We start from the raw sequence: 23,309 nt of genomic DNA, 5'->3' as shown, positions 1-23,309 counted from the left end.
TCACGACGCTAATAAACCGGAATCGCCATCGCTCCATGTGCTAAACAGTACCGTAACCAGTCGGCTAGAAACTGATTAATTTGATGCTTTTCGTCGCGTTGATGCAACTTTTTATTTGGATAATCATACCGCGCTTTGAAGCGAAAGATCTGCTGACTTGAACACACTTCAGCCACCCTCGCATCATGATACAGGCGTACGGTAAGCGATGGCAGGCTCCAGTAAGTGACAGCAGGCGCCGTCTGTTCGATCGCAACCAGCGTAGTGTATCGGGTCGATTCAACAATCGTTAACCGATATTGTGCGTTTGCCACCTGATAGCTCACTGTTTCACCGGCGGCGTCATTACGCGGCAACAGGCGGCGCAGTTGCGAAAAGTTGGTTTCGCACAGGCGCATCATTTCAGGGAAGTCAGGTGTGTAACGCTTCATTTTTTCCACTCAGTTTTTAACTCTTGATAGTGCAGTTGCAACCATTGCAGGGCAATGACAGAAGCCGCGTTGTCGATTTTTCCCTCTTCCACCCACTGATAAGCCTGTTCCCGGCTAACCACATGAACGCGAATGTCTTCGTTTTCATCCACCAGACCGTGGATCCCGCTTGCGGTCGTGGCGTCCACTTCGCCTACCAAGATGGACAGGCGCTCACTAGTGCCGCCGGGGCTTGCCAGATAGCTCAGAACTGGTTTGGTACGTTTAACATCCAATCCGGCTTCTTCCATCGCTTCGCGGCGGGCAACGTCCTCAACGGTCTCGCCTTCTTCGATCATCCCAGCGACCATTTCCAGCAGCCACGGGCTTTCGCTGGTATCAAATGCCGCAATGCGGATTTGCTCAACCAGCACAACTTCATCCCGCTCAGGGTCAAAGGGTAGCAAGACCGCCGCATGTCCGCGCTCAAAAATTTCGCGCGTCACTTCATCGCTCATCCCACCGTTAAATAAGCGGTGGCGGAACCGGTAAAGATCCAGTGAAAAAAAACCGCGGTATAGCGTTTCTCGTGCAATAATTTCTACATCATTTTTAGTGAAAGTCATTGGCGAGTTGTCTGGTTTACGCATTGTGCTGTCCTGATACCAATAGTGATTAAAATGTGAAATTCAAGGTCGTTTGACTGCTGTTTGAGCGCCCTTGTGTTAAATTGATGCAAATTAACGCCGTATGGCACGTAACGCCAACTTTTTGAAGTGGCGGATTCTGCTAGAATCAACAATTATTTTTACCATTTGATCAGCGCTAAATACTGCTTCACAACAAGGAATGCAAATGAAGAAATTGCTCCCCATCCTTATCGGCCTGAGCCTGTCGGGGTTCAGTACTTTGAGCCAGGCAGAAAACCTGATGCAGGTTTATCAGCAAGCACGCCTGAGCAACCCGGAATTGCGTAAATCCGCCGCCGATCGCGATGCTGCATTCGAAAAAATTAACGAAGCGCGTAGCCCATTACTGCCGCAACTGGGATTAGGTGCCGATTACACCTACAGCAATGGCTACCGTGATGCAAATGGCGTTAACTCCAACGCCACCAGTGCGTCGTTGCAATTGACTCAGTCTCTTTTCGATATGTCAAAATGGCGTGCCCTGACGCTGCAAGAAAAATCAGCGGGCATCCAGGACGTAACTTATCAGACCGATCAGCAAACGCTGATCCTGAATACCGCCACAGCCTATTTTAACGTACTGAACGCGATTGACGTGCTCTCTTATACCCAGGCACAGAAAGATGCGGTGTATCGTCAGTTAGATCAGACCACTCAGCGTTTTAACGTTGGCCTGGTCGCCATCACTGACGTGCAAAACGCCCGTTCACAATACGATACCGTACTGGCGAACGAAGTTACCGCACGTAACAATCTGGATAACGCGGTAGAACAGCTGCGTCAGGTGACCGGTAACTACTACCCGGAACTGGCTTCGCTGAACGTCGATGGTTTTAAAACCAACAAGCCGCAGGCGGTAAATGCGCTGCTGAAAGAAGCCGAAAACCGCAACCTGACCTTATTGCAGGCACGTTTGAGCCAGGATTTAGCCCGTGAACAAATTCGTCTGGCGCAGGACGGTCATTTACCGACGCTGGATTTAACCGCCTCGACCGGTGTCTCTGATACCTCCTACAGCGGTTCTAAAACCCGTGGAGCGACTGGTAGTCAGTATGATGACAGCAATATGGGCCAGAATAAAATTGGTCTGAACTTCTCGCTGCCGCTGTACCAGGGTGGGATGGTTAACTCGCAGGTGAAACAAGCGCAGTACAACTTTGTAGGCGCGAGTGAACAGCTGGAAAGCGCGCACCGCAGCGTGGTACAGACCGTGCGTTCATCCTTCAATAACATTAATGCTTCCATCAGTAGCATTAACGCGTACAAACAAGCGGTTGTCTCTGCACAAAGCTCTTTGGACGCGATGGAAGCGGGTTATTCCGTCGGCACACGTACCATCGTGGATGTGTTGGATGCCACCACCACGCTGTACAACGCCAAGCAGCAGTTGGCTAATGCGCGTTATACCTATCTTATCAACCAGTTAAACATCAAGTCTGCGCTCGGCACGCTGAACGAGCAGGATCTGGTGGCGCTGAACAATACGCTGGGCAAACCGATTCCGACTGCGCCTGAGACGGTCGCACCGGAAAACACACAGCAAGACGCTGCAGCGGACGGCTATACCGCAAGCAACGAAGCGGCAGTCGCTCAGCCGACGGCAGCACGTTCAACCAGCAGCAACGGCAACAATCCGTTCCGTAACTAATGTTGATGCTGATGACGGGGCTTAGGCCCCGTCTGAACGTAAGACAACGTAAAGATCCGCCCCTTCTTCCGCATTCTCGTCTCTTCCCGCTTCAATTTCGACCAGTCATCCTCTATTCTGAGCAGTATTTACCACTGGGTCCTGGAAGACATAAATGAAACGGACAAAATCTATACACCACGCATCGTTCCGCAAAAGCTGGAGCGCACGCCACCTGACTCCTGTCGCCCTGGCAGTCACCGCCGTTATTATGCTGGCGGGCTGTGAACAGAGCGACGAAACGGTATCGCTTTACCAAAATGCGGATGACTGCTCGACGGCAAATCCGGGTAAAAGCGCCGAATGTACGACTGCATTCAACAATGCGCTGAAAGAAGCTGAACGCACAGCGCCGAAATACGCCACCCGCGAAGACTGTATCGCTGAATTCGGCGAAGGCCAGTGCCAGCAAGCACCTGCACAGGCGGGTATGGCACCGACCGGTGAAGGCCAGGCTCAGGCACAGAATCAAAGCAGCGGCAGCTTCTGGATGCCACTGATGGCAGGCTATATGATGGGCCGCATGATGGGCGGTGGCATGGGTGCTCAGCAGCCTCTGTTCAGCTCGAAAAACCCGGCCAGCCCGGCATACGGCAAATACACGGATGCAGGCGGTAAAAACTACGGCGCAGCGACGCCGGGCCGTACAATGACCGTGCCGAAAACCGCCATGGCGCCGAAACCAGCCACCACTTCTACCGTAACCCGCGGTGGATTTGGTGAATCTGTGGCTAAACAGAGCACCATGCAGCGTAGCGCAAGTGGCACTACCACGCGTTCAATGGGCGGCTGATCGTCATGGAAAGAGTCAGTATTGTTGAGCGCCCGGACTGGCGCGAGAAAGCCACCGAATACGGTTTCAACTTTCACACTATGTACGGCGAGCCGTACTGGTGTGAAGACGCATACTATAAGCTGACGCTTGCTCAGGTCGAAAAGCTGGAAGACGTCACAGCAGAGCTGCATCAGATGTGCCTCAAGGTGGTTGAAAAGGTTATCGTCAGCGACGAGTTGATGACCAAGTTTCGCATTCCCAAGCACACCTGGGGCTTTGTCCGCCAGTCCTGGCAGACTCAGCAGCCGTCGCTCTATTCCCGCCTCGATCTGGCGTGGGATGGTACCAGTGAACCCAAGCTGCTGGAAAACAACGCAGATACGCCAACCTCGCTGTACGAAGCTGCGTTTTTCCAGTGGATCTGGCTGGAAGATCAGCTCAATGCTGGCAACCTACCGGAAGGTAGCGACCAGTTCAACAGCCTGCAGGAAAAGCTAATCGAGCGCTTCACCGCGCTGCGTGAACAGTATGGTTTTCAGCTGCTACATCTGACCTGTTGTCGCGATACCGTTGAAGATCGCGGTACTATTCAGTATCTACAGGATTGCGCTGCCGAGGCGGAAATCGCTACCGAATTCCTCTATGTCGAAGATATTGGCCTCGGCGAAAAAGGTCAGTTCACGGACTTAGAGGATCAGGTGATTGCCAACCTGTTTAAGCTCTATCCGTGGGAATTTATGCTGCGCGAGATGTTCTCTACCAAGCTGGAAGATGCTGGCGTTCGCTGGCTGGAACCGGCCTGGAAGAGCATTATCTCCAACAAAGCGCTGTTACCGCTGCTGTGGGAAATGTTCCCGAACCATCCGAACCTGCTGCCGGCGTACTTCGCCGAAGACGACTATCCGCAGATGGAAAAATTCGTCGTGAAGCCGATCTTCTCGCGTGAAGGCGCTAACGTGTCGATCGTTGAGAACGGTAAAACGATCGAAGCGGTGGAAGGCCCATACGGTGAAGAAGGAATGATCGTGCAACAGTTCCATCAGTTGCCGAAGTTTGGCGACAGCTACATGCTGATCGGCAGCTGGCTGATTAACGATCAACCCGCCGGGATTGGCATTCGCGAAGACAGAGCGTTGATCACGCAGGATCTCTCCCGCTTCTATCCGCATATTTTTGTCGAGTAATCCGTTGTGCCCGGTGACGCTAATGCTTACCGGGCCTACGTATTTATCCCACCTGAACTGACAACATACCCAGGCTACCCATCTCAATACCGTCCACCGGGATCGTCACTGGCTCTTTGCCATCCCATGCCCCTAACACGTACAGCAACGGCAGGTAGTGATCCGCCGTTGGGTTCGACAGCGATCCGCCTTCATGATCCATATAATTAACCAGCGGGTGCTGCTCAACCGGTCCCTGCCATGTCAGGTTAGACTTCACATAATCATTGAATGAGGTCGCCCACGGATACGGTGTATTCTCACCGTGCCAGCGTGCTGTACGCAGGTTATGCACCACGTTACCGCTGGCCACCAGCATAATACCTTCATCGCGCAACGCCGCCAGCTTACGGCCCATTTCGAAATGCCAGGCCGCTGGTTTTGTACTATCGATGCTTAACTGCACCATCGGGATGTCGGCATTCGGGTACATCTTGATCAGCACGCCCCAGGACCCGTGATCAAATCCCCATGCTTCTTTGTCTAAGGTAACGGGCACAGGAGCAAGCAAGTCAACCAGGTGCTGTGCCAGTTCTGGCGAGCCAGGAGCCGGGTAATGTGTGTCATACAGCGCCTGCGGAAAACCACCAAAGTCATGAATCGTTTTCGGTGCTTCCATCGCGGTTACGCCAGTGCCGCGCGTAAACCAGTGCGCTGAGACCACCACGATGGCTTTCGGACGTGGCAACGTTTCCCCCAGTTGCTGCCAGGCACGGGTATAAACGTTATCTTCCAGAACATTCATCGGGCTGCCGTGGCCCAAAAACAATGCTGGCATACGAGTTGAAGACATGATGATATCCTTACTGAGGGAGTCATTTTGATATCACCACAATACGCTTTTTCGGTTGATGAAGAACTCAGATAACCATGATGAAGATCATCAGTTATTTTGACGATCCGACCCGGACAGCAGATTGATAAGGAGTTTGATTTGTCGATGTCAGTACCTTTACTTCTGACTTTACTGGCAGGTGCTGCCACGTTTATTGGCGCATTTCTCGGCGTGCTGGGACAAAAGCCCTCTAACCGCGTACTCGCCTTTTCTTTAGGCTTCGCCGCCGGAATTATGTTACTGATCTCCCTGATGGAGATGCTGCCCGCCGCACTGGCTGCAGAAGGAATGTCACCCGTGCTTGGCTACGGGATGTTTATCGTGGGTTTACTGGGCTATTTTGGCCTGGATCGTTTGCTGCCGCACGCACATCCTCAGGATCTGGTACAAAAAACAACACAGCCTTTACCCGGATCCATTAAACGTACCGCTATTTTGCTGACACTCGGCATCAGCTTGCACAACTTCCCGGAAGGGATCGCGACGTTTGTAACAGCCAGCAGCAACCTCGAACTGGGTTTCGGTATTGCCCTCGCCGTAGCATTGCATAATATTCCTGAAGGGTTAGCCGTTGCCGGACCAGTGTATGCCGCAACCGGATCGAAACGTACGGCGATATTCTGGGCCGGGATCTCCGGTATGGCGGAAATACTCGGTGGGGTATTGGCGTGGTTAATTCTGGGGAGTTTGATTTCGCCAGTAGTGATGGCGGCGATAATGGCGGCGGTCGCCGGTATTATGGTGGCGCTGTCCGTCGATGAACTGATGCCGTTGGCAAAAGAAATCGACCCGAATAATAACCCCAGCTATGGCGTACTCTGCGGAATGTCGGTGATGGGGCTCAGCCTCGTCATCCTGCAATCGATGGGCATCGGGTAATACAGATGGCGGAGTTACGCTGTTGTTCAGCTCATCCGCCTCAACTACAGCAAAAAGGCGAAATTATTCCTGATCCCTGACCGTGCTGCCCTCTTCACCCGTGCGACGAAAGAGTTTATTACGCGCCTCAAGCAATGCATCTCTGTCTTGTCGAAACGCTCGGCAATAACGCTTCATGTGGCAATAATAACCCACAGCAACCAGTGCAATTAATACCATCCAATACCAGGCAATAAACATTCTTTTACCCTTAAAATTTAACATCATTAAACATTTAACGTTAAAATTTCACATAACCTTATTTCAACCTACCACTATAGTGGCACAATTCAGAAACAAACATATGATTTCGATCATATAAATCAATAGCTAACGACAATTGCAAAACGTGTATTAGAAATAAAACAATGTCGAAAGGATCACACTACAGAATAATAATTATTGTTCTGAAAATATCCCCAACCTACTATCAAAAAGAATTAAAAACACCGATCATTGATAATTTATATATTTCAAACCAATAAATATATTTATTTATAACAAGCACTCAAAAGATATCATTTAATTATTACTTACAGAAATATATTTCATTCACATAAATTATATTTATAAGTAATATAAGGAGATATATCCATGCTTAAACAATACCGTAAAACACTCCTCGTTGGTGCGATCGCCCTGACATGCGGATTAACTGCCGTAAATTCTTATGCAGCGGGTTTTCAACCTGCCCAACCCGCAGGAAAGTTAGGAGCAATAATTGTTGACCCTTATGGAAATGCGCCACTTACCGCACTGGTTGAATTAGATAGTCACGTTATTTCAGATGTTAAAGTCACCGTCCACGGTAAAGGTGAAAAAGGGGTGCCTGTAACTTATACCGTTGGCAAAGAATCGTTAGCAACCTATGACGGCGTACCTATTTTTGGTCTTTATCAAAAATTTGCTAATAAGGTCACCGTTGAATTTAAAGAAAATGGTAAGGTGATGAAGGATGATTATGTGGTGCATACTTCCGCCATCGTTAATCACTACATCGACAACCGTTCTATTTCAGATCTACAGCAAACCAAAGTCATTAAGGTCGCTCCTGGCTTTGAAGACCGCCTGTATATGGTAAATACCCATACCTTCACCGCGCAGGGGGCAGAATTCCACTGGCATGGCGAAAAAGATAAAAATGCAGGCATCCTTGATGCAGGCCCGGCAGGTGGCGCCTTACCTTTCGACATTGCGCCTTTTACCTTTATCGTCGACACGCAAGGTGAATACCGTTGGTGGCTGGATCAGGACACGTTCTATGATGGCCACGACATGAACATCAACAAACGCGGTTATCTGATGGGGATACGAGAAACACCGCGAGGCACCTTTACCGCCGTGCAAGGCCAACACTGGTATGAATTCGATCTGATGGGCCAAATTCTGGCTGACCATAAGCTACCGCGCGGATTCCTGGATGCGTCTCATGAGTCGATTGAAACGGTAAACGGCACCGTCCTGCTGCGCGTCGGTAAACGCGACTATCGCAAAGAAGACGGCGTACATGTGCAAACCATCCGCGACCAGATTATTGAAGTCGACAAGTCTGGCCGTGTGGTTGATGTCTGGGATCTGACAAAAATTCTCGACCCGCTGCGTGATGCACTGCTGGGCGCGCTGGATGCAGGCGCGGTATGCGTAAACGTCGACCTCGCTCATGCAGGTCAACAGGCCAAGCTGGAACCGGATACGCCTTACGGTGATGCACTGGGTGTGGGTGCTGGCCGTAACTGGGCACACGTCAACTCTATCGCTTATGATGCCAAAGATGACTCCATCATTCTCTCCTCCCGCCACCAGGGCGTCGTTAAAATTGGTCGTGACAAGCAGGTGAAATGGATCCTCGCGCCGTCTAAAGGCTGGAACAAACAACTGGCAAGCAAGTTGTTAAAACCGGTTGATGGTAAAGGCAACGCGTTAAAATGTGACGAAAACGGCAAGTGCGAAAATACCGATTTCGATTTTACCTACACCCAACACACCGCATGGCTCTCCAGCAAAGGGACATTAACCATTTTTGATAATGGCGATGGTCGTGGGCTTGAACAACCGGCATTGCCGACGATGAAATACTCCCGTTTCGTCGAATATAAAATTGACGAGAAAAAAGGCACCGTCCAGCAAATTTGGGAGTATGGAAAAGAACGCGGCTATGATTTCTATAGCCCCATAACTTCAGTAATCGAATATCAAAAAGATCGTGACACCATGTTTGGCTTCGGAGGTTCAATTAATTTATTTGATGTTGGACAACCGACCACAGGTAAAATCAATGAAATTGACTACAAAACAAAAGAAGTCAAAGTTGAAATTGATGTCCTTTCCGATAAACCCAATCAGACCCATTACCGGGCATTGCCAGTTCACCCACAGCACATGTTTAAATAATCACGCCAGATTAAGGATTAATTATGTCATCTAAATGGATCACTTCATTATTTAAAAGCGTGGTATTAACCACCGCACTTGCCTCATCATTTGCTGCATCGGCGTTTACCGAAGGAACTGACTATATGGTTCTGGAGAAACCGATTCCCAACGCTGATAAGACGTTGATCAAAGTATTCAGCTACGCCTGCCCGTTCTGCTACAAATACGACAAAGCGGTAACAGGACCCGTTTCAGACAAAGTCGCCGATGTCGTCACCTTCACACCATTTCATCTGGAAACAAAAGGGGAATATGGTAAACAGGCCAGTGAAGTCTTTGCCGTAATGATTGCCAGGGACCAAGCGGCAGGTATTTCATTGTTTGATGCCAAATCACAGTTCAAAAAAGCCAAGTTCGCTTATTACGCAGCCTACCACGACAAGAAGGAGCGTTGGTCAGACGGTAAAGATCCGGCGTCATTCATCAAAACAGGTCTGGATACCGTGGGAATGAGCCAGGCTGACTTTGAAACCGCACTGAAAGACCCCGCCGTTCAGGAAACGCTGGAAAAATGGAAAGCAGCGTATGAAGTCGCCAAAATCCAGGGTGTTCCGGCTTACGTCGTCAACGGTAAATACCTGATCTATACCAAGAGCATCAAATCCATTGACTCTATGGCAGCGCTCATCAGGGAACTGGCAACGAAATAAAAAGGGATAAGCTTATGGCTTTCATAAAGGGATTGTGGCGAGATTTACGTACCGCGCCGTTAGATACTCTGGTGAGATGGCAGGAACAGCGCTTTCTGTGGCTATTGATGACACTCGCGATGGGTGGGTTAATTATACTGGCCCACTCCTTCTTCCAGATCTATCTCTACATGGCCCCCTGTGAACAGTGTGTGTATATTCGCTTTGCCATGTTCGTGATGGTGATGGGTGGACTGATTGCAGCGATCAACCCTAAAAATGTCGTTCTGAAGCTCATAGGCTGCCTCGCGGCATTTTACGGCAGCATCATGGGCGTAAAGTTTTCACTTAAGCTTAATGACATTCATCATGCGGTACACAATCCAGACCCGGATTCACTCTTTGGCGTGCAGGGATGCTCAACTGACCCAACCTTCCCGTTCAATTTGCCGTTGGCAGACTGGGCTCCGGAATGGTTTAAGCCTACCGGAGACTGCGGATATGACGCTCCTATCGTTCCTGATGGCGTGGCGCTCAGCAGTATGCAGAAGTGGTTTGTCGATCTTTATCAGCAGTCTGAAGGCTGGTATCTGCTGCCACCGTGGCAGTTCATGAATATGGCACAAGCCTGCTTGCTCGCTTTTGGTTTGTGTTTAATGCTGCTGCTGGTGATGACCGGAGCCTGGGCACTTAAACTGGCCAGAACAAAATAGCCTGGCCGCAATAACAAAAAACCGAAACCAGAAAACTGGCTTCGGTTTTTTTATCCCTACTGCGGCTATCGCGGTAGTCAGCGATTAGCTGGCTTTACGCTCGTGCGCCTGACGGTAAGCGACTAAATCTTCGATCGTGACCACGGCCATATTATGCTTACCTGCGAATTCGATGCACTCTGGCGCACGTGCCATGGTGCCATCATCATTGGTCAGCTCACACAGTACACCGGCCGGTTTAAACCCAGCCAGCGTCATCAGGTCGATGGTTGCTTCAGTGTGACCACCGCGGGTCAACACGCCGCCAGCCTGAGCACGCAGCGGGAAAACGTGTCCCGGACGGTTCAGATCGGAAGGCTTAGCACCGTCTTTAACTGCCGCGCGAACCGTGGTAACACGGTCAGCAGCAGAAACACCGGTGGTTACGCCTTCAGCGGCTTCAATGGTCACGGTAAAACCCGTGCCGTAAGCGCTGGTGTTATTTTCCACCATCATTGGCAGATCGAGCTGCTTGCGTCGATCTTCAGTGATGCACAGGCAAACAATACCGCTACCGTGACGGATGGTCAGTGCCATCTGTTCAACGGTCATAGTTTCTGCCGGGAAAACCATATCGCCTTCGTTTTCACGATCTTCGTCGTCAAGCACCATCACACCGCGTCCTTCACGCAGCGCAGATAGCGCATGTTCAACACGTTCGAAAGGCGTACCAAAAGAGGAAAGTAGCGTCTGATTCATGGTAAAAAAACCTCACTAAAATTATGGTTACCAGAATCAGGGCAGTCTTAGGAGTACCGTCAAAGCGGCAAAAAAATAACGTGAGCGGGTCCATGCCCGACTGGATCGTTACTCTCTCCCATCCGGACTCTAACCGTCGGCCCCGGAATTACACCGGATCTGCTGACCTTTGAGTTTGCACCCAAAGCGCTCGCGGGCTTTCAACATCAGTTGATTTACCGCCGGTGGGGAATTTCGCCCCGCCCTGAGAATAAGCGGGTTAACTATAACGCTATTGATTACCTTCATCAACGCCTTTGCTTGACTTAGCTTCACACAATTCTGGTTTATGCCGCTGCCATATCGCACTACAATGGGCAGCAACACGTACCAGTTCAGGGAAACCACCATGATTGACCCGAAAAAAATTGAGCAGATTGCTCGTCAGGTCCACGAATCGATGCCGAAAGGGATCCGCGAGTTTGGGGAAGACGTCGAGAAAAAAATTCGCCAGACGCTGCAGTCACAGTTGACACGCCTGGATCTGGTAAGCCGCGAAGAGTTTGATGTACAAACCCAGGTTTTGCTGCGCACCCGTGAAAAGCTGGCGTTGCTTGAACAACGCCTGACCGAGCTTGAAGCACGCGAGAAACCGGCTGAAGTGAAGCCTACTCCAGCTATCCCGCCAGTCGATCCGCAAGCGTAAAAACGAAAACGGGCCGCAAGGCCCGTTTATCTGTTAGTGTTCCAGTTCTAATTTTTTCGCCTCGGTTGCCTGCTGGCAATACAACGCGTAACGTTTGCAAAACCAACTGCGGTGCTCTTCATCCATGTTGCCGGTTACGGCCTGGATATCAACAGGGTGGCCCTCAGCCTGCATCCTGGCAAAACTACGGGCCAGGAAATCGAAATTGTTCAGTGAATACATATTGCTGTTCATGAGCATACCCTCCAGTTATTGAATATCTGCTAAGGCCATATGCTTTTTCTAATTTCAGTATTTCCCTGGATACGAAGTTATTCTGTACATATTGTGCGCAAAAAAACCGTCTGGTTCACAGTTTCCTACGAAATCTAAGAGGGGGATGAGCCTCTTTTCGGATTTAAGGTCTAGGGAGCGCATGTTATTGTAACGTCATGTAAAAGTAATAGATAAAACCATTACTTTGGACACTTTCAGGGAACGCGGTAGCAGGAGGAAGAAACTTGGTTTTATTTACGGATTATAACGGCCCCTACCTGTTTGCTATTTCATTTGTCCTGCTGATTGGCCTTCTGGAGATTATCTCCCTTGTTTTCGGCCATTTCCTTTCAGGCGCGCTTGATGCTCACCTCGAACATTACGATGCTCTGACCTCCGGCAATATCGGCCAGGCGCTGCACTATTTGAATATCGGACGTATTCCCGCGCTGATCGTGCTGTGTTTACTCGCAGGCTTCTTTGGACTCTTCGGTATCCTCATCCAGCATGGCTGGGTCACACTGTGGCAAGCTCCGCTCAGCAACCTACTGCTTGCTCCGGTGAGTTTTATTCTTGCTGTCTTCGCCGTGCATTACAGCGGAAAAATCATTGCTCCGTGGCTACCGCGTGATGAAACCACCGCCCTCGCCGAGGAAGAGTTTATCGGCAGCATGGCGATTATTACCGGACATTCCGCGATTGCCGGAACGCCGTGTGAGGGGAAATTTACCGATAAGTTCGGACAAACCCACTATTTGCTGCTGGAACCTGAAACAGGTAAAGAATTTAAAAAGGGGGACAAGGTGCTGATTATCTGCCAACTCTCCGCAACGCGTTATTTAGCTGAGCTAAACCCCTGGCCGAATGTTTTGTAATTTTATTTTTACTTTAAGGGAATAACACAATGGATGATGTTTTTGGCATGTTACCTTCATGGATGTTTACCGCCATTGTGGCGGTGGTCGTCTTATTAATTATCGGCATTATCTTTGCTCGCCTTTACCGCCGCGCATCTGCTGAACAGGCATTTGTGCGTACCGGACTTGGCGGGCAAAAAGTGGTGATGAGCGGCGGCGCGATTGTCATGCCCATCTTCCACGAAATCATCCCTATCAACATGAATACCCTCAAGCTTGAGGTCAGTCGTTCCACCGTCGACAGTCTGATCACCAAAGACCGTATGCGCGTTGACGTCGTCGTCGCATTCTTCGTCAGAGTAAAACCCTCCTTTGAAGGTATCGCCACTGCCGCCCAAACTTTGGGGCAGCGCACACTGTCACCGGAAGATTTACGTGTTTTGATCGAGGATAAATTTGTCGATGCCCTGCGCGCCACCGCATCGCAGATGACCATGCATGAACTGCAGGATACCCGTGAAAACTTCGTTCAGGGTGTCCAGAATACCGTTGCGGAAGACCTGTCTAAAAACGGTCTGGAACTGGAAAGCGTCTCGTTAACCAACTTTAACCAGACAGAAAAAATACATTTCAACCCGAATAACGCCTTCGACGCCGAAGGTCTGACGAAACTGACGCAGGAAACCGAACGTCGTCGTCGCGAACGGAACGAAGTTGAACAGGATGTTGAAGTTGCGGTGCGCGAGAAGAATCGTGATGCGCTGGCACGCAAGCTGGAAATCGAACAGCAGGAAGCCTTTATGACGCTTGAGCAGGAACAGCAGGTGAAAACCCGTACCGCCGAGCAAAACGCGAAAATCGCCGCCTTTGAGGCCGAACGTCACCGTGAAGCGGAACAGACGCGCATTCTTGCCGAGCGCCAGATTCAGGAGACGGAAATCGAGCGCGAGCAGGCCGTTCGTTCGAGAAAAGTCGAAGCCGAGCGTGAAGTTCGCATTAAAGAAATCGAACAACAGCAGGTAACGGAGATCGCCAACCAGACCAAGTCCATCGCCATTGCCGCTAAGTCTGAACAGCAGTCTCAGGCCGAAGCGCGTGCTAACGATGCGCTGGCCGAAGCAGTTCGCGCCCAGCAAAACGTAGAAACTACCCGCCAGACCGCAGAAGCAGATCGTGCGAAACAGGTTGCGCTGATCGCCGCTGCACAGGATGCAGAAACCCAGGCGGTTGAACTGACCGTCCGGGCAAAAGCCGAAAAAGAAGCAGCAGAATTGCAGGCGGCGGCAATTGTTGAACTGGCCGAAGCCACACGTAAAAAAGGTCTGGCGGAAGCCGAAGCACAACGCGCGCTGAACGATGCCATCAACGTGCTTTCCGATGAACAGACCAGCCTGAAATTTAAGCTGGCTCTGCTGCAGTCCCTGCCAGCGGTCATTGAGAAATCCGTTGAGCCAATGAAGTCTATCGATGGGATCAAGATCATTCAGGTTGATGGTCTCAATCGCGGCGGCGCAGTCGGTGAAGTGACCGCAGGTAACGTAAACGGAGGGAATCTCGCAGAGCAAGCGTTATCCGCAGCCCTTGCCTATCGTACACAAGCGCCGCTGATTGACTCGCTGTTAAATGAAATTGGTTTGTCCGGCGGTTCACTATCGGCGCTGGCCGAGCCGCTGAAAGCAGTGGAAAGCAGCGCTGCGACTGAAGAATAAACCGTAAAAATGCCGGATGGCGACGCGAAAGCGTCATATCCGGCAATCAGGTCAGAGTTCACTTATCGCTGTCTTTCTGGATCTTTTTGATGATATTGGTCGTTGAGCAGCCGTCTTCGAAGTTCAGCACCAGCACTTCACCGCCGTTCGCCCATACCTCTTCGCTGCCCGCAATCTGTTCTGGCTTATAGTCACCGCCTTTTACCAGCAGATCCGGCAGGACGCCCGCAATCAGTCGCTGCGGGGTGTCTTCGTCAAAAGAAACGACCCAGTCGACAGACTCCAGCGCACCCAGCACAATCATACGTTGTTCGAGCGGGTTGACCGGACGCGTTTCGCCTTTCAGTCGTTTGGTGGAAGCGTCGCTGTTTACCGCAACGATCAGACGATCGCCCAGCTTACGTGCATTCGCCAGATAAGAGACATGACCTGCATGCAGGATGTCGAAAACGCCGTTGGTCATTACCACTTTCTCTCCACGCTTGCGGGCGCTGGCAACGGCTTGCTTAAGCTCTGCTTCTGTCATCACGCCAAAGCCGGTATCGGCGCGACCACGCACAGCGTTTTCCAGCTCAATAGGCGAAACAGTGGACGTCCCCAGCTTACCGACGACCACGCCCGCTGCGGCGTTAGCAAAATAGCACGCCTCTTCCAGCGAGTTACCCGCCGCAAGCGTTGCCGCCAGCACACCGATAACCGTGTCACCGGCACCGGTAACGTCATACACTTCCTGCGCCTGGGTCGGCATGTGAAGCGGCGTTTTTCCCGGCTGCAACAGCGTCATACCCTGCTCAGAGCGGGTGATCAGCAGTGCGGAAAGGTCAAAATCCGCAATCACCTTCATGCCGCGTTCAACCAGATCTTCTTCGCTTTTACACTTACCGGCAACCGCTTCAAACTCGGACAGATTTGGTGTTAGCAACGTCGCACCGCGATAGCGTTCAAAATCGGTACCTTTCGGATCGATAAGCACCGGCACGCCAGCCTTACGCGCCAGCGCAATCATCTGCTGTACGCTGGCCAGCGCACCTTTAGCGTAGTCAGAAAGAACCAGAGCACCGATAGAGCCCAGTGCCTGATTAATGCGATCGTGCAGCGGCTGTGGGTCTACGCCTTCGAAGCCTTCCTCGAAGTCCAGACGGATCAGTTGCTGGTTGCGGGAAAGTACACGCAGTTTAGTAATCGTAGGATGCGTCGGCACCGAAACGAAATCACATTTCACGTTCACGTCTGCCAGCGTTTTACTCAGCGCGCGTGCTGCATCGTCAATACCAGTCAGACCCACCAGACGGGAATTTGCGCCCAGAGAGGCAATGTTCATCGCCACGTTTGCCGCGCCGCCGGGACGTTCTTCAATGGTATCTACTTTGACTACCGGGACCGGGGCTTCTGGTGAAATACGGCTGGTAGGCCCGTACCAGTAGCGATCCAACATCACATCACCGACAACCATGACTCCTGCACGTTCAAACTCTGGCAGCGTTACTTTCATTCCTGTCTCCTGAGAGATTCTCTGAGGGTCTTAAAATTTGCGCGCGATCATAGCACACTTCACTCGGCAACCAGCCACTTCTGCCAGCTATCACGCACCAGCGCGCGCTCAGCGCTGAAGCACTCCGGCGCCACATGGCCCGGAAGCTCCTGCAGGGCAAGGTGATGGAGTTCATCACGCAGCGTGGTATAGGCGCGGGTCAGCGCCAGGGCTTCCTGCTCTTCCATAATGTCGTTTTGCGCCAGTAATTCCAGAATACGCACGTTATCCGACCAACGTGTCAGCTTTGGTTTTTCGTGGGCATAGCGCAGCACAAGATATTGCGTAATAAACTCAATGTCGGTGATCCCGCCTTCATCCGCTTTGATATCAAAGCGATCGCGATGCTTATTGCCCAAATGGGTACGCATTTTCTCGCGCATTTCACGCACATCGGTCTGCAACGTTTTTCCATCACGGGCGAGCGTCATGATATCGCGTCGTACGGTATCAAACTGAGAAGTCAGTTGCGGGTCACCATACACCACACGAGCACGTACCAACGCCTGATGCTCCCATGTCCAGGCTTCGTTGCGCTGGTAATCGGCGAAGGCTTCAGTTGATGTCACCAGCATGCCTGCGGCGCCTGACGGGCGCAGCCGCGCATCCACCTCATACAAAATGCCGGAGGACGTACGGGTACTGAAAAGATGCATGATGCGCTGAGCCAAACGCAGATAGAACTGCCGTCCGTCAATATCACGTTCGCCGTCCGTCATCACATCCATCGGGCAATCGTGCAGAAAGATCAAATCAAGATCCGAGCTATAGCCCAGCTCCCAACCGCCCAACTTGCCATAACCAACGACGGCAAAACCACGCCCTTCGCGCTCGCCAAGATGCATCGGCTGCCCATAGCGGGCGACCATTTGCGTCCACGCCTGCTGGACCACGGCATCAATAATGGCTTCTGCCAGCCAGGTTAAGTGGTCGCTCACCTTCATAACGGGCAACGTCCCGGCGATATCGGCCGCTGCGATACGCAGCAGTTGCGTTTGCTTAAATTGACGCAGTGCTTCCAGTTGCTGTTCTTCGTCATCTTCCGGCACACGCAGCAAATACTGACGGAGCTCATCACGGTAAGCATCGGTCGCGGTGGGCTGATAAAGGGTATTAGGATCCAGCAATTCGTCGAGCAACAGCGGATAGCGCGCCAGTTGACTGGCGACCATTGGCGAGGCGGCACACAGCGAAATCAGATGTTTTAGCGCGCCAGGGAATTCACTCAACAACTCCAGGTAGGTCGTGCGGGTGACAATGCCCACCAGCAGCGGTGTAATACGCGACAGCGGCACAGAGGCATCATCACGGGAGCAGACATCGCTCAGCAAATGCGGCATTAAATGGTCCAGCACCTGGCGTCCACGCGGGCCAATGGGGCGCTTATCCAGCTCTTTGCGAAAATCGGAGATCAGAGCCAGCACGCGACGTCGATCATCATCTTTCAGATGCATCAACACCGGCGTGGTGTCATCTTCCTGCAAGGCATCCTGCCACAGCTCGCGCCATTGTTCCGACAGCGACTCTTCCTGGGTATCAGTTTCGTCATCGCCGATTAACTCATTGAACACCCGACGCACATTGCCCATGTGAACGGCCAGGGCATCGGTCAACTGCGGCCAGTCACCCGCATTCATGGCCCACGCCAGACGCGCCCGGTTCAACTCATCGCCCGGCAGCGTCTGGGTCTGTTCATCGTTGATGCTCTGCAGCAGGTTTTCCAGACGACGTAAAAAGAGATAGGCCGCGCGCAGGTGATCCGCGTCGGTATCAGACAACAAATGCAGCGCATTAATGGCACTAAGCGTAGGCAACAGCGAACGGGATTGCAGTGACGGTTCGCGCCCGCCACGAATCAACTGGAAAACCTGGACGATAAATTCGATTTCACGAATACCACCCGCCCCCAGCTTGATGTTGTCTTTCAGACCACGGCGGCGGACTTCACGGGCAATCATCCCTTTCATATTACGCAGAGACTGGATCACGCTAAAATCGATATACCGACGGAAGACAAAAGGCCGCAGCATGGCGCGCAGTTCAGCGACGTAAGTGCCGTCAGTATCACCCATGATACGCGCCTTAACCATCGCATAGCGTTCCCAGTCGCGCCCTTGTTCCTGGTAGTAATCCTCCAGCGCAGAGAAGCTCAGCACCAGCGGACCGCTGTCACCAAACGGACGTAAGCGCATATCCACCCGATAGACAAACCCATCCATGGTGGGTTGATCCAACACTTTGATCAGCCGTTGGCCCATCCGGGTAAAGAACTGCGCATTATCCAACTCACGCCGCCCGCCCTGCGTCGAACCATGTTCCGGCCAGGCGAAGATCAGGTCGATATCAGAGGAAAAATTCAGCTCGCCGCCGCCCAGTTTTCCCATCCCCAAAATCAGCAGCGGCTGCGGGGTACCGTCAAGGCTGCACGGGGTTCCCCACTCACGACAGCAGGCATCATACAACCAGTCTCGAGCAGCAATAATCAGCGTTTCAGCCAGATGGCTTAACTGCTGCAAAATACTCTCTTCCGTTACCAGCGACAGCGTCTGCGCCCAGGCAATGCGCACCATAATACGGCGGCGAAACAGGCGCAGCTCGCGCATCAACGCCGGCTCATCAGAGACGTCAGTCAATGCTTGCTGCAGCCAGCCATCATAGTGCTGCCATTCATCCGCCAGCGGCGGCGCGCTTTCCAGCTCTGCCAGCCACTCGGGATGGGCAATCAGACTGTCGCGAACAAAATCACTGAATGTGAGCACTGACTTCGCCTGCATGCTAAGCGACGCTTCAGGTATTGCTGCTGGCAGCCGCTCAACAACGGTCGGCCAGTACTGCTGTAACGATGAAGAGAGCTGCTGCATTTACGGGTTATCCTTTGCAAATTGCGATCAAGGGTTCAGCCTCGTGGGCCTGATTATCGCTTACCGCTGTGCAGCCAGAATGGCTCCTCAGAGATCGCTTCGTTACGATAGTGTTCAATTTCAATATGTTGGCGCGTCATGATGGCATGGCGTAAGCCCTGCCAGTTAGCAATCCATTCCGCTGCCACATTTTTGTCGTAGTAGCCCGCCAGCATCAGAATGCTGTCGATGTTACGCGTCAGGCGCGGGATCTGATCGGCATACTGATCGCCTAATGGCTGAGCAAAAACCGTTTTCAATTCAGCTGCATGTCGAGAAAGGTGGGTATCAGAGAAACGCTTGAAGGAGTCGGCAATTTTGGCCTGCGCTTTTGCATCGAGGAACGGTTGCCACCCTTTGGTCACCAGCCACTCGGTGAGCGCCAGTTTTGCCATCGCCGTTTGCGGGTGGTAAACCGCAGACACTGCAGAAACTTCGGAAGCAATGGTGGCTTCCGACTGGGCCAGCAAATCACGTAAGTGAGCGCTCGCTTTACGTGGAACATTCCCGCCAAACAGCATCAGGATGTGACGCACCAGCCCCATCGCCGCCAGTACTTCGGCTTTTGCGCCTTTTACCCCGCGAACCCATAACTCCTCATGGTATTGCCATTGCGACAATGCCAGCTCCAGCGCTGCTTCCAGCCCCTGCTCAATGCTGGCCTTCGCCGGGACTTGCAGAATGCTCGTCGGCTTCAGTTCACGCAACGCATTCCCCTGCGCCAGATGATAACCACGCGCCGCTTTACTCAGGCTACCCTGGCGTAACCCCTCTTGCGCAACCAGCTGATTTGCCAGTTTCAACACCGCACGGATATCGCCGCTCAACAACTCAAGTTCCAGCTCACAGATAGGCTCTGCGAATTCACCGGCTTTCACTTCTCCCAGATCGAGAGCGATTTCAATCTGGCTACCGTCAACCTCGACAAGCCATTTCTCACGGTAAAAATCGGTGCTGAACATCGGCTGTACCTGAGAGGCGAGATCGGCTGGCAGTTCGCCATTCGGCCAGACGTCGGCTGGAAGCAGCGCGAGATCCAGTTCTGGTGCGCTCAGCGCAACGTTATATTCTGGTCGCTGATGCAAACCGCCCGTCACCCGCCCGGCAATTTTCAGGGTCATTTCATAATGACCGTTCTCACCGCGAATACGCAGCCCCATATCGTGGCTACGCAACCATCCATCCGGCGTTTCGTAGTAGATATTCTGCAACTGGCTGGGCGCATGATGCTCTCCCCCCAGCGTATTCAGACGTTCGCGTAACGCATCGACAGCATCATTGTTGACGATAAATTTTAATTCGATTTCCTGGGCCATGGTCTTGTACTTATGGGTTATGTCACAGTTGAGTAAACAGACTGCGAACTAAGTTCGTTCTTGATTGTCAGTAGATAGTATTTTGCGCCAAATTGCCATGCAACGAGCAATTTGACGGGCGTAAAAGTTTCGAGTGGTGGCAAAAAGGACACAGATGATTCCGATTGATGTCGAATGCTTTGCGTAGAGACACTGATGCCACTACTATCGTTCCACTTTCTATGACAATAACGACAGCCTGATGCCAAATTTACGCCTGATTGGATTAACTTTACTTGCACTTAGCGCCACTGCCGTCTCCCATGCCGAAGAAAAGCGCTATGTCTCTGATGAACTGAACACCTGGGTCCGCAGTGGTCCAGGGGATAATTATCGCCTCGTGGGTACGGTTAACGCCGGCGAGGAAGTTATTCTGTTACAGACCGATGCCAGCACCAACTACGCCCAGGTGAAAGACAGTACCGGACGTACGGCCTGGATCCCACTGAAAGAGTTGAACAGTACGCCAAGCCTGCGTACCCGCGTTCCGGATCTGGAAAACCAGGTTAAAACGCTGACTGATAAACTCAATAATATCGATACCACATGGAATCAGCGCACCGCCGATATGCAGCAAAAAGTGGCGCAAAGCGACAGCGTGATTGACGGGTTAAAAGCAGAAAACCAGAAGCTGAAGAACGAGCTTATCGTGGCGCAAAAGAAAGTCAGCGCCGCCAACCTGCAGTTGGATGATAAGCAGCGTACCATCATCATGCAGTGGTTTATGTATGGCGGCGGCGTGCTGGGGCTGGGTCTGCTGCTCGGCCTGGTGCTCCCGCATATGATCCCAAGCCGTAAACGCAAAGATCGCTGGATGAACTGAATCGCCTTCTCCGCCACACTGACATATGATTAAGGGATGATTTTTTCAAAAGGAAAGTGGCGTGAAGATTTATCTGGTCGGTGGAGCTGTTCGGGATGCATTATTAGGGCTACCGATTAAAGATAAAGATTGGGTTGTTGTCGGTGCCACGCCGCAAGAAATGCTTGACGCGGGCTACCAGCAGGTAGGCCGCGATTTTCCTGTTTTTCTCCATCCGCAAACGCGTGAAGAATATGCGCTGGCACGTACCGAACGAAAATCGGGCTCAGGTTATACCGGATTTACCTGCTATGCAGCTGCAGACGTCACGCTGGAAGCCGATCTCCAGCGCCGTGACCTGACGATCAATGCACTGGCCCGCGATGATGACGGGGAGATTATCGACCCGTATCACGGACGTCGCGATCTGGAAAATCGTCTGCTGCGCCATGTTTCCCCCGCTTTTAGCGAAGATCCGCTGCGCGTACTGCGCGTAGCGCGCTTTGCTGCCCGCTATGCGCACCTCAGCTTTCGCATCGCCGATGAAACCATGGCGCTAATGCGCAAGATGACTACCGCCGGAGAATTGGAACATCTGACGCCGGAACGGGTATGGAAAGAAACGGAAAATGCGTTAACCACCCGTAATCCGCAGGTCTTTTTTCAGGTCCTGCGCGACTGCGGCGCACTGCGCGTTCTGTTTCCGGAAATAGATGCTCTGTTTGGCGTCCCTGCACCGGCCCAGTGGCACCCGGAAATCGACACCGGCATTCACACACTGATGACGCTGTCGATGGCAGCCATGCTAAGCCCGAACGTTGATGTGCGCTTCGCCACGCTGTGCCACGATGTGGGTAAGGCACTGACGCCAAAATCGCTGTGGCCGCGCCATCATGGTCATGGTCCTGCGGGCGTCAAGCTGGTAGAACAACTTTGCCAGCGCCTGCGCGTACCCAATGACATCCGCGATTTAGCCAAACTGGTGGCAGAATTCCACGATCTGATTCACACCTTCCCGATCCTGCAGCCGAAAACCATCGTTAAGCTTTTTGATTCTATCGATGCCTGGCGTAAACCGCATCGTGTGGAGCAAATTGCCCTGACCAGCGAGGCCGACGTACGGGGTCGAACCGGTTTTGAAGCTGCGGATTATCCGCAGGGCAGACTACTTCGAGAGGCCTGGCTGGTCGCGCAGATCGTACCAACGAAAGATGTCGTTGAGGCGGGATTCAAAGGACCTGATATTCGCGAGGAGCTGACCCGACGCCGCATTGCTGCGGTGGCCAGTTGGAAGGAACAGCGCTGCCCGAAAGCGTAGGCAGCGCGTCCGGCGATTTTTTAGAAGAACACCACGTAAACGGCGGCTGCCACCACAAAACGATAAATCGCAAACGGAATAAACGAAATACGTTTAATCAGTTGCAGGAAGGTTTTGATCGCCACCAACGCCACCACAAACGCCGTCACGAAGCCCACCGCGAACATCGGAATATCTGACGTACTCAGGAACGACCAACTTTTGTAGAGATCCAGCGCCGTGGCGCCCATCATCATCGGCACTGCCAGCAGGAATGAGAATTCCGATGCCGCATAGCGACTCACCCCCATCAGCATACCGCCTGAAATGGTCGCCCCGGAGCGGGAAAATCCTGGCCACAGCGCCAGACACTGGAAGCAACCAATCATAAATGCCTGACGATAGGTCATATCATCCAGACCCGGCGCACGCGGCTCTTTTGGTTTCAGGCATTCCGCGACAATCAGCAACACGCCCCCCACCACCAGCGCATACATCACGTTGACCGGGTTAAACAATGATTTGATGGTATCGTGAAAAATCAATCCCAGCACCACCGCCGGGATCATCCCTAACAGGATATGCCCCAGCGTCAGCCGTCCCTTCCCGGCTCCTTCATGCGGGGCTTTACCAAAGTGAATACCAATCAGACCAAACAAGCGTCGCCAGAACATCACCACGACCGCCAGAATAGAGCCCAGTTGGATCACCACTTCAAATGTTTTTGCGGTATCACCTTCAAACCCCAGCAAGTGACCAACAATAATCATATGGCCGGTGCTGGAAACGGGTAGAAATTCCGTCAATCCTTCGACCACACCCAAAATTGCCGCCACCAGCAGCGAGTGCATATCACTCATCAATTAAC

General features: G+C 52.1%; 22 protein-coding genes and 1 riboswitch. Of the genes, 12 read left to right on the top strand and 10 right to left on the bottom strand.

Annotation, left to right across the window (positions count from 1 at the left end):
• Positions 1-8: 8 nt before the first annotated feature.
• Both E4Z61_RS20500 and nudF read right to left on the bottom strand, forming a co-directional pair.
• Positions 9-431, bottom strand: coding sequence for a DUF1249 family protein (locus E4Z61_RS20500; protein ID WP_005123087.1), 423 nt, complete (start codon positions 429-431; stop codon positions 9-11).
• A complete protein-coding gene (gene nudF / locus E4Z61_RS20495) occupies positions 428-1,060 on the bottom strand; it encodes an ADP-ribose diphosphatase (protein ID WP_135324314.1) in 633 nt (210 codons plus the stop codon). Before nudF ends, E4Z61_RS20500 begins: the two co-directional genes overlap by 4 nt.
• A 205-nt stretch (positions 1,061-1,265) precedes the next feature.
• Here nudF and tolC point away from each other — a divergent pair, with 205 nt between their 5' ends.
• The 3 genes from tolC to E4Z61_RS20480 all read left to right on the top strand — a co-directional run bounded on the left by tolC (position 1,266) and on the right by E4Z61_RS20480 (position 4,745).
• On the top strand, positions 1,266-2,747 hold the full coding sequence (gene tolC, locus E4Z61_RS20490; protein WP_135324313.1) for an outer membrane channel protein TolC: 1,482 nt from the start codon (positions 1,266-1,268) through the stop codon (positions 2,745-2,747).
• 154 nt (positions 2,748-2,901) lie between these two features.
• Positions 2,902-3,579 (top strand): DUF1190 family protein, encoded by a 678-nt coding sequence (locus E4Z61_RS20485; RefSeq protein ID WP_115257469.1) that lies wholly within the window; start codon positions 2,902-2,904, stop codon positions 3,577-3,579.
• Between the two features lie 5 nt (positions 3,580-3,584).
• Positions 3,585-4,745 (top strand): glutathionylspermidine synthase family protein, encoded by a 1,161-nt coding sequence (locus E4Z61_RS20480; protein WP_135324312.1) that lies wholly within the window; start codon positions 3,585-3,587, stop codon positions 4,743-4,745.
• A gap of 43 nt (positions 4,746-4,788) precedes the next feature.
• Here the strand turns inward: E4Z61_RS20480 and ygiD are convergent, their stop codons facing one another.
• Entirely contained in the window at positions 4,789-5,577 is a 789-nt protein-coding gene (gene ygiD / locus E4Z61_RS20475; RefSeq protein ID WP_135324311.1) for a 4,5-DOPA-extradiol-dioxygenase, read from the bottom strand.
• 147 nt (positions 5,578-5,724) lie between these two features.
• Here ygiD and zupT point away from each other — a divergent pair, with 147 nt between their 5' ends.
• Entirely contained in the window at positions 5,725-6,498 is a 774-nt protein-coding gene (gene zupT / locus E4Z61_RS20470) for a zinc transporter ZupT (protein WP_003024600.1), read from the top strand.
• 63 nt (positions 6,499-6,561) lie between these two features.
• Here the strand turns inward: zupT and E4Z61_RS23905 are convergent, their stop codons facing one another.
• Positions 6,562-6,738 carry a hypothetical protein gene (locus E4Z61_RS23905; protein ID WP_167817569.1) on the bottom strand — a complete coding sequence of 59 codons (177 nt, stop codon included), beginning with the start codon at positions 6,736-6,738 and terminating at the stop codon, positions 6,562-6,564.
• Between the two features lie 393 nt (positions 6,739-7,131).
• Between E4Z61_RS23905 and E4Z61_RS20465 the strand changes: the two genes are divergently transcribed.
• The 3 genes from E4Z61_RS20465 to dsbI are packed head-to-tail and all read left to right on the top strand — an operon-like array spanning position 7,132 to position 10,312.
• Entirely contained in the window at positions 7,132-8,928 is a 1,797-nt protein-coding gene (locus tag E4Z61_RS20465; RefSeq protein WP_135324310.1) for an aryl-sulfate sulfotransferase, read from the top strand.
• Positions 8,929-8,951: 23 nt separating this feature from the next.
• Positions 8,952-9,620 carry a thiol:disulfide interchange protein DsbA/DsbL gene (locus tag E4Z61_RS20460; RefSeq protein ID WP_135324309.1) on the top strand — a complete coding sequence of 223 codons (669 nt, stop codon included), beginning with the start codon at positions 8,952-8,954 and terminating at the stop codon, positions 9,618-9,620.
• A 14-nt stretch (positions 9,621-9,634) separates the two neighbouring features.
• Positions 9,635-10,312 carry a protein-disulfide oxidoreductase DsbI gene (gene dsbI, locus E4Z61_RS20455; RefSeq protein WP_135324308.1) on the top strand — a complete coding sequence of 226 codons (678 nt, stop codon included), beginning with the start codon at positions 9,635-9,637 and terminating at the stop codon, positions 10,310-10,312.
• Positions 10,313-10,396: 84 nt separating this feature from the next.
• On the opposite strand, the gene ribB is transcribed toward dsbI, so the two are convergent.
• Entirely contained in the window at positions 10,397-11,050 is a 654-nt protein-coding gene (gene ribB / locus E4Z61_RS20450) for a 3,4-dihydroxy-2-butanone-4-phosphate synthase (protein ID WP_103769751.1), read from the bottom strand.
• Between the two features lie 106 nt (positions 11,051-11,156).
• Positions 11,157-11,306, bottom strand: a riboswitch (FMN riboswitch).
• Positions 11,307-11,438: 132 nt separating this feature from the next.
• Between ribB and ubiK the strand changes: the two genes are divergently transcribed.
• The gene (gene ubiK / locus E4Z61_RS20445) at positions 11,439-11,735 is read left to right on the top strand and encodes a ubiquinone biosynthesis accessory factor UbiK (RefSeq protein WP_135324307.1); all 297 of its coding nucleotides are present in this window, start codon (positions 11,439-11,441) and stop codon (positions 11,733-11,735) included.
• A 33-nt stretch (positions 11,736-11,768) separates the two neighbouring features.
• Here the strand turns inward: ubiK and glgS are convergent, their stop codons facing one another.
• The gene (glgS, locus tag E4Z61_RS20440; RefSeq protein WP_096755633.1) at positions 11,769-11,975 is read right to left on the bottom strand and encodes a cell surface composition regulator GlgS; all 207 of its coding nucleotides are present in this window, start codon (positions 11,973-11,975) and stop codon (positions 11,769-11,771) included.
• Positions 11,976-12,235: 260 nt separating this feature from the next.
• Between glgS and E4Z61_RS20435 the strand changes: the two genes are divergently transcribed.
• Both E4Z61_RS20435 and E4Z61_RS20430 read left to right on the top strand, forming a co-directional pair.
• Complete coding sequence (locus E4Z61_RS20435) at positions 12,236-12,865, top strand: OB-fold-containig protein (protein ID WP_135324306.1); 630 nt, start codon at positions 12,236-12,238, stop codon at positions 12,863-12,865.
• A gap of 29 nt (positions 12,866-12,894) precedes the next feature.
• Positions 12,895-14,556 carry a flotillin family protein gene (locus E4Z61_RS20430; RefSeq protein ID WP_135324305.1) on the top strand — a complete coding sequence of 554 codons (1,662 nt, stop codon included), beginning with the start codon at positions 12,895-12,897 and terminating at the stop codon, positions 14,554-14,556.
• 58 nt (positions 14,557-14,614) lie between these two features.
• Here E4Z61_RS20430 and hldE read toward each other — a convergent pair whose 3' ends face one another.
• Genes hldE through E4Z61_RS20415 form a run of 3 tightly spaced genes read right to left on the bottom strand, consistent with a single transcriptional unit; the run spans position 14,615 to position 20,303 of the window.
• The gene (hldE, locus tag E4Z61_RS20425; RefSeq protein ID WP_135324304.1) at positions 14,615-16,048 is read right to left on the bottom strand and encodes a bifunctional D-glycero-beta-D-manno-heptose-7-phosphate kinase/D-glycero-beta-D-manno-heptose 1-phosphate adenylyltransferase HldE; all 1,434 of its coding nucleotides are present in this window, start codon (positions 16,046-16,048) and stop codon (positions 14,615-14,617) included.
• A 59-nt stretch (positions 16,049-16,107) separates the two neighbouring features.
• Positions 16,108-18,948, bottom strand: a complete 2,841-nt coding sequence (gene glnE / locus E4Z61_RS20420) for a bifunctional [glutamate--ammonia ligase]-adenylyl-L-tyrosine phosphorylase/[glutamate--ammonia-ligase] adenylyltransferase (protein ID WP_135324303.1) — start codon at positions 18,946-18,948, stop codon at positions 16,108-16,110.
• Positions 18,949-19,001: 53 nt separating this feature from the next.
• Entirely contained in the window at positions 19,002-20,303 is a 1,302-nt protein-coding gene (locus E4Z61_RS20415) for a CYTH domain-containing protein (RefSeq protein WP_135324302.1), read from the bottom strand.
• Positions 20,304-20,544: 241 nt separating this feature from the next.
• Between E4Z61_RS20415 and E4Z61_RS20410 the strand changes: the two genes are divergently transcribed.
• Together E4Z61_RS20410 and E4Z61_RS20405 are read left to right on the top strand one after the other, a co-directional pair.
• On the top strand, positions 20,545-21,165 hold the full coding sequence (locus E4Z61_RS20410) for a TIGR04211 family SH3 domain-containing protein (RefSeq protein ID WP_135324301.1): 621 nt from the start codon (positions 20,545-20,547) through the stop codon (positions 21,163-21,165).
• A gap of 61 nt (positions 21,166-21,226) precedes the next feature.
• Positions 21,227-22,462 carry a multifunctional CCA addition/repair protein gene (locus E4Z61_RS20405; protein WP_135324300.1) on the top strand — a complete coding sequence of 412 codons (1,236 nt, stop codon included), beginning with the start codon at positions 21,227-21,229 and terminating at the stop codon, positions 22,460-22,462.
• A 20-nt stretch (positions 22,463-22,482) separates the two neighbouring features.
• Here E4Z61_RS20405 and bacA read toward each other — a convergent pair whose 3' ends face one another.
• On the bottom strand, positions 22,483-23,301 hold the full coding sequence (gene bacA, locus E4Z61_RS20400) for an undecaprenyl-diphosphate phosphatase (protein ID WP_135324299.1): 819 nt from the start codon (positions 23,299-23,301) through the stop codon (positions 22,483-22,485).
• Between the last annotated feature and the right edge of the window lie 8 nt (positions 23,302-23,309).

This window comes from Citrobacter tructae (assembly GCF_004684345.1).
GTDB lineage: Bacteria > Pseudomonadota > Gammaproteobacteria > Enterobacterales > Enterobacteriaceae > Citrobacter > Citrobacter tructae.
The sequence above is the reverse complement of the archived record's forward strand: the minus strand, read 5'-3'. Positions and strand labels throughout refer to the sequence as shown.

Bases quoted from the DNA above. Each gene is read 5' to 3' on its own strand.
- E4Z61_RS23905 (WP_167817569.1), bottom strand. From the start codon at position 6,738: ATGTTTATTGCCTGGTATTGGATGGTATTAATTGCACTGGTTGCTGTG.
- E4Z61_RS20410 (WP_135324301.1), top strand. From the start codon at position 20,545: ATGCCAAATTTACGCCTGATTGGATTAACTTTACTTGCACTTAGCGCC.
- ribB (WP_103769751.1), bottom strand. From the start codon at position 11,050: ATGAATCAGACGCTACTTTCCTCTTTTGGTACGCCTTTCGAACGTGTT.
- E4Z61_RS20460 (WP_135324309.1), top strand. From the start codon at position 8,952: ATGTCATCTAAATGGATCACTTCATTATTTAAAAGCGTGGTATTAACC.
- E4Z61_RS20500 (WP_005123087.1), bottom strand. From the start codon at position 431: ATGAAGCGTTACACACCTGACTTCCCTGAAATGATGCGCCTGTGCGAA.
- zupT (WP_003024600.1), top strand. From the start codon at position 5,725: ATGTCAGTACCTTTACTTCTGACTTTACTGGCAGGTGCTGCCACGTTT.
- E4Z61_RS20430 (WP_135324305.1), top strand. From the start codon at position 12,895: ATGGATGATGTTTTTGGCATGTTACCTTCATGGATGTTTACCGCCATT.
- nudF (WP_135324314.1), bottom strand. From the start codon at position 1,060: ATGCGTAAACCAGACAACTCGCCAATGACTTTCACTAAAAATGATGTA.
- E4Z61_RS20465 (WP_135324310.1), top strand. From the start codon at position 7,132: ATGCTTAAACAATACCGTAAAACACTCCTCGTTGGTGCGATCGCCCTG.
- glgS (WP_096755633.1), bottom strand. From the start codon at position 11,975: ATGCTCATGAACAGCAATATGTATTCACTGAACAATTTCGATTTCCTG.
- E4Z61_RS20480 (WP_135324312.1), top strand. From the start codon at position 3,585: ATGGAAAGAGTCAGTATTGTTGAGCGCCCGGACTGGCGCGAGAAAGCC.
- hldE (WP_135324304.1), bottom strand. From the start codon at position 16,048: ATGAAAGTAACGCTGCCAGAGTTTGAACGTGCAGGAGTCATGGTTGTC.
- ubiK (WP_135324307.1), top strand. From the start codon at position 11,439: ATGATTGACCCGAAAAAAATTGAGCAGATTGCTCGTCAGGTCCACGAA.
- E4Z61_RS20485 (WP_115257469.1), top strand. From the start codon at position 2,902: ATGAAACGGACAAAATCTATACACCACGCATCGTTCCGCAAAAGCTGG.
- bacA (WP_135324299.1), bottom strand. From the start codon at position 23,301: ATGAGTGATATGCACTCGCTGCTGGTGGCGGCAATTTTGGGTGTGGTC.
- glnE (WP_135324303.1), bottom strand. From the start codon at position 18,948: ATGCAGCAGCTCTCTTCATCGTTACAGCAGTACTGGCCGACCGTTGTT.
- tolC (WP_135324313.1), top strand. From the start codon at position 1,266: ATGAAGAAATTGCTCCCCATCCTTATCGGCCTGAGCCTGTCGGGGTTC.
- dsbI (WP_135324308.1), top strand. From the start codon at position 9,635: ATGGCTTTCATAAAGGGATTGTGGCGAGATTTACGTACCGCGCCGTTA.
- ygiD (WP_135324311.1), bottom strand. From the start codon at position 5,577: ATGTCTTCAACTCGTATGCCAGCATTGTTTTTGGGCCACGGCAGCCCG.
- E4Z61_RS20415 (WP_135324302.1), bottom strand. From the start codon at position 20,303: ATGGCCCAGGAAATCGAATTAAAATTTATCGTCAACAATGATGCTGTC.